Raw genomic sequence first — 6,089 nt, 5'->3', positions numbered from 1 at the left:
AGACCTTTAGGGGAAGTGCCCAGTATTGGCATTTACCTGAAGAACTTAACCAACAACTTAGAAACTTAGCTAAAAACCAAAATGTAACCCTTTACATGGTTCTCCTGGCAGCTTTTCAAATTCTCCTCTATCGTTATACAGGTCAGGAGGATATCTTAGTTGGTTCTGTAACCTCTGGTCGAAGTCAGTCTGAGTTTGCCTCAATTGTAGGCTACTTTGTTAATCCAGTTGTCTTGAGGGCAAGTTTGTCGGGCAATGAGAGTTTCCGGGAGTTTCTTACCCAAGTCCGTCACACAGTCTTAGAAGCACTGGAACATCAAGATTATCCATTTGCTTTATTGGTAGAAAGATTACAACCTCAGCGCGATCCAAGTCGTTCTCCAATTTTTCAAGTAGCCTTTGCTTTACTACAATTCCAGCAATCATCAGAAAATTCAAAATTCTTGCTGAATCAAAGACAAAGTTCAGTGAATTGGGGAGGAATTGAGGTTACACCTCTGACAATGCCTAATCAAGAGGGTCTGTTCGATTTAGATTTGGAAATCATAGAAGATGGCTCATCTCTGGTAGCACGGCTAAAATACTGCACAGATTTGTTTGCAGCTAGCACTATAACTCGGATGTTAGGTCACTTCCAAACGTTGTTAGAAGGAATTGTAGCAAATCCAGAACAGAAATTAGGGCAGTTGCCATTAATGACAGAGGTAGAGCTAGACCAGCTATTAGTAGAGTGGAACAACACCAAAACAGATTACCCTAGAGACAAATGTATCCATCAATTATTTGAGGAACAAGTAGAGAAAACACCAGATGCAGTAGCAGTAGTATTTGAAGAACAAAAGCTTACCTATTCTCAATTAAATAGGAAAGCCAATCAACTAGCCCATTACTTGCAAAAATTGGGAGTAGCTCCAGAAACGCTAGTGGGAATATGTGTAGAACGTTCAGTAGAGATAGTAGTAGGATTATTAGCCATACTTAAAGCAGGAGGAGCTTATGTGCCATTAGACCCAAATTATCCATCAGAACGTTTAGCTTATATGCTAGCTGATGCAGGAGTTTCAGTATTAGTGACTCAACAGTCATTAATAGCATCCTTGCCAGAAAATCAAGCTCAGGTAGTTTGTTTAGAGCCAGATGGGGAAATAATCAATTCCCTGAGTCAGGAAAATTTAGAGACTGGGGTCAAATCAGAAAATTTGGCCTATGTGATGTACACTTCAGGCTCCACTGGTCAACCCAAAGGAGTAAGTATAATACACCAGGGTGTGGTGCGTTTAGTAAAAGAAACTAACTATGTAGAATTTACTCCTGCCCAAGTGTTTTTACAACTAGCTCCATTCTCATTTGACGCTTCAACCTTTGAGATTTGGGGAAGCTTACTTAATGGTAGTCAGTTAGTGGTCATGTCTCCTGGTACTCCTTCTGTTGAAGCTATAGGAGAAACCATAGAGAAAAATCAAGTGACAACTCTATGGTTGACAGCAGCACTGTTCCAGTTGATGGTAGACGAAGAACTAGAAAGATTAAAACCTGTAACTCAACTTTTGGCAGGAGGAGATGTGTTATCGCCATCTCATGTAGAGAAAGTGGCATCTTATCTCCCAGATTGTCAACTAATTAATGGTTACGGTCCAACGGAAAATACAACTTTCAGTTGCTGCTACCAAGTAAAAAAATTGACTCAACAGAGTTCAGTTCCCATTGGTCGCCCGATTAGCAACACTCAGGTTTATATTTTAGACGCCAACCTACAACCAGTCCCAATAGGAGTAGCAGGAGAACTACACATAGGCGGAGATGGATTAGCTAGAGGTTACCTAAACCGTTCAGAACTCACAGCCGAAAAATTTATCTCTAATTCTTTTGACCATAACTCAACATTATATAAAACAGGAGATTTAGCTCGCTACTTACCAGATGGTAATATTGAATTTATAGGTCGGATAGACCATCAAGTAAAAGTGCGAGGATATCGCATCGAAACAAGAGAAATAGAATCAACCCTCACTCAATATCCCAAAGTCAAAGAAACAGTAGTATTAGCAAGAGAAGATAACTCTGGTAATAAAGGTCTAGTAGCTTATCTAGTCCTAGAAAGTGAAACTCCAGAAATATCAGATACAGAACAAATAGAGAAAGTGAAACAGTATCTGAAAGAGAAGTTGCCAGAATATATGATACCCAGCAGGTTTGTACTGTTGCCACAACTGCCACTGACTCCCAATGGTAAGGTAGATCGTAATGCATTACCTGTGCCGGATAATGTCAGTAGTGTGTCAACGGAGTATGTAGCTCCTGAGACGGAGACACAGAAGGTATTAGCAGAGATTTGGGCAGACGTGTTGGGAATAGAAAAGGTGGGAATAAATGATAACTTTTTTGATTTGGGGGGACATTCTTTGATGGCAACTCAGGTTGTTTCTCGGGTGCGACAAGCATTATCACTAGAGTTATCTGTAAGTAAGCTATTTGAAAATCCTACTATCGCTCAACTAGCCGAAATTTTAGTTGAGCAACAGTTGGACAAAATAGACAGTAATCTCCTCGAACAAATGTTAGCTGAGGTTGATGGATAATGAATGATATCAAACAACGTCTGGCCAATCTTTCGCCAAAACAACGGGAACAGATATTGGAAAAACTCCGGCAGCAACAGTTGCTGCCAACTACAAAGGAAAGTCAAGTTATTCCAGTGATTTCTAGGGAACAGGAAATTTCCCTTTCCTACAGTCAAGAAATGATGTGGTTTTGGCACCAGCTATTACCAGAAGATCCCTTGTACAATATACTGGTGAGTCTACAACTAGAAGGTCAGCTAAACGTAAGAGTCTTAGATCAAAGCCTCAACGAAATCATCCGACGACACGAAAACCTACGGACTTGTTTCCCCGACAAAGATGGAAAACCCATACAAGTAATTTCCCCAGTAGCCAACATAAATCTATCAACAGTAGAATTATCATCATCAGAACAATCAAACAAACTCAAACAACTAGCCAGCACTGAAGCAGAAAAACCCTTTGATTTAGCCCAAGGCCCCCTGCTGCGTGTCACCCTAGTACGACTCAGCCGAGAAACTCATATATTAATGTTAACGATGCACCACATAATATATGACGGTTGGTCACTAGGAATATTAGCCTCAGAACTGTCTACCTTATATGAAGCCTACAGTCAAGGAAACCCCTCTCCATTACCAGAACTACCCATTCAATATGCCGACTACGCCCACTGGCAACGACAGAAACTCACAGCAGAGGTATTAGAAAAACATCTGAGCTACTGGAGAGAAAAACTAGCAGGAGTTTCCCCTGTATCCCCTCTACAAACAGACCGCCCACGCCCAGAACAGCAAAGCTTCCAGGGAGGAGCAGAAAAATTTAAACTCAATCAGAACTTGACACAGAAACTCACCCAACTAAGTCAGGAGTCAGGTACAACATTATTTATGACTCTGTTGAGTGGATTTTTTGTCTTACTGTATCGTTATAGTGGAGAGTCTGACCTAGTAGTAGGTTCAGCAATTGCTAACCGCAACCGAGTCGAAATTGAGTCCTTAATTGGTATGTTTGCCAACGTCCTTGCACTTCGTTCTCAGTTTTCAGATGACTCTAGCTTTACCGACTTGTTAACTCAAGTCAAACAAACAACTCAAGAAGCCTATAAACATCAGGATTTACCCTTTGAAAAGCTAGTAGACGAACTTTTGCCAGAAAGGAACTTAAGTCACAACCCTCTGGTGCAGGTGGTATTTAACCTGGTAAATGTAGCATCAATGAACTCTTGGGATTTCCCAGGATTAAGGGTGACTCAGAGGGAGGAAGGTATCAGTACTGCTAGAATGGATTTAGAAGTTCATCTGTGGGAAGCCAAATCAGGTCTAGAAGGCTATTTTGTTTACAACATAGACCTATTTGACAGAGCAACCATCACAAGGATGATGGAACATTTCCAAACTCTACTAAAAGCAATAGTAGCAAATCCCCAACAAAAAATATCACAACTCCCCCTAATAACAGCAACAGAACAACAAAAACTCCTGCATGAATCGAACAATAGTAAAAAAGATTACCCAGCAGACAAATGTATACATCAATTATTTGAGAGCGTTGTTGACAAATCCCCAGATGCAGTAGCCTTAGTATTTGAAGACCAACAACTAACCTACTCCCAACTCAACCAAAAAGCTAACCAACTCGCCTACCATCTATTAAGTCTAGGCATAACCCCAGAAATACCAATAGGCATATACATAGACCCTACTTTAGAAAGAATCGTTGGTTTATTAGCTATACTCAAAGTAGGAGGAGCTTATGTACCATTAGACTCCAACAATCTACAGAATTTCCCATCAATTTCAGTAATATTAACCCTAGAATACCTCAAATCAAAAATTCCTGACTCCAATGCTCAAATCCTGTGTCTAGACACAGAGTGGGAATCAATAGCCAAACAAAATACAGACAACCCAAACATAGCAACAACAGCCACCAACCTCGCCTACATTCTGAATCAAACCTTAGTAGAACATCACAGCGTGGCTCAACGTTTACAATGGCTACAAGAAATCCTGAAAATAACTAATCAAGACATTATACTCCATAAAACTTCTCTGACTCAAGATGTAGCTATTCTAGAAATAGGTTTACCTCTAATCAGTGGTGGTAGTGTAGTTATAGCTGCCAATGACAAGCCAAAAGAATTACAAAAATTAATCGGCCAGCACAAAGTAACCATAGTTCACCTGTATCCATCAGAACTGCCCACCTGGTTAAACACAACTAACTCGGTAACATCTATCAAAAGTTGGCGCACGCTGCTATGCAGTGGAGAAACCCTGTCAACAGAAATAGCCAACAAATTTATCCAAAGCTACCCAGTTTCATTACACAATTTCTACAGTCTTCCAGAAGCAGCAGGAGAAATCACCCACTGGTTTTGGTCAGAAAAACCAAACAGAGAAAAGGTACCCATAGGCAACCCCGGTCGGTTATCAGTTTGTTTACTAGACCAAAACCAAAACCCAGTCCCCAAAGGAGTACCAGGAGAAATCTATGTAGGCGGTTCCAGTTTAGCCAGAGGTTATCGGCAGCAACAGACATCACTGGAATTTATTGAACATCCCCAATTAGGAAGACTATTGCCAACAGGAGACATAGGTCGTTATCACAACAAAGGTTATCTAGAAATAGTCGGAGCTAAACAACGGCATACATGGAGAAAAGGGAAGCGAATAGAACTAGCAAATATAGAAACCGCCCTGTTATCAGCCCCCCAAGTAGAACAAGCTTATGTATTAGCTCATCAAACATTCCTGGTAGCTTATGTCGTAGTTGCCGGAGTCTGGAATCCCCAACAATTACACTCCCAAATACAACAGCAGTTACCCCCAGACATGATGCCAGGAGCTTATGTTCCCCTGGCTCGTTTACCGTTAACCCACAAAGGAAAAGTAGACGAAGTAGGATTAGGGCGTTTCCCAGTAATTGACGATAACGTAGTGCAACAATGGGAAGCAAAACTCAAAGCAGTGCCAGAAATAGAACAAGTAGCAGTAGTAGTGCAACAGAAAACACTAAAATTGCCACCATTGCATATATCAGACTTGCTGCCATCAGAACAAATAAAACTGCCCAATCATGGTGCAACTCCCGTAGTAGAAAAGTCAGTTCCCACAACAGAATTACAAACCCAATCAACATCCCGAAAGCAAGCCATCAGTGAAGGAGAACCAATCAAGTGGCCTGGAAATGCACCAACTAATTTAGCACAAGCATTAGAACGAGTAGCTCAAGAGCACGGGGATACAAGTCTGATATATATTCACTCAGATGGAGAAGTAATTACTCAAACCTATAGAGAGTTGTGGGTAGAAGCTCAAAGACTATTAGGAGGGTTAAGGCAATTAGGTTTGAAACCTACTGATAAAGTCATCTTTCAGTTAGAATCAAATCAAGATTTTATCAGTGCATTTTGGGGTTGTGTGTTAGGAGGATTTGTACCAGTACCAGTATCAATACCCCCTAGTTATGACCAATCCCATAGTAGTCTGACCAAACTGCAAAATACTTGGGCTTTGTTAGGAC

At 40.9% G+C, this 6,089-nt stretch carries 2 protein-coding genes; both read left to right on the top strand.

Translation table 11 applies throughout. From position 1 onward, the window contains the following. Window positions 1-2,579 (top strand): amino acid adenylation domain-containing protein (locus F6K52_RS30745; RefSeq protein ID WP_293087880.1); only part of this gene is annotated, 2,579 nt, incomplete at its 5' end. After that, window positions 2,579-6,089, top strand: a 3,511-nt coding sequence (locus tag F6K52_RS30740) for a condensation domain-containing protein (protein ID WP_293087877.1), incomplete at its 3' end; no start/stop codon positions are given. The genes F6K52_RS30745 and F6K52_RS30740, both read left to right, overlap by 1 nt.

The organism is Moorena sp. SIO3H5 (assembly GCF_010692395.1).
Taxonomy (GTDB): Bacteria; Cyanobacteriota; Cyanobacteriia; order Cyanobacteriales; family Coleofasciculaceae; genus Moorena.
Note: the sequence above shows the minus strand (reverse complement) of the source record. Positions and strands in the feature narration are given on the sequence as shown.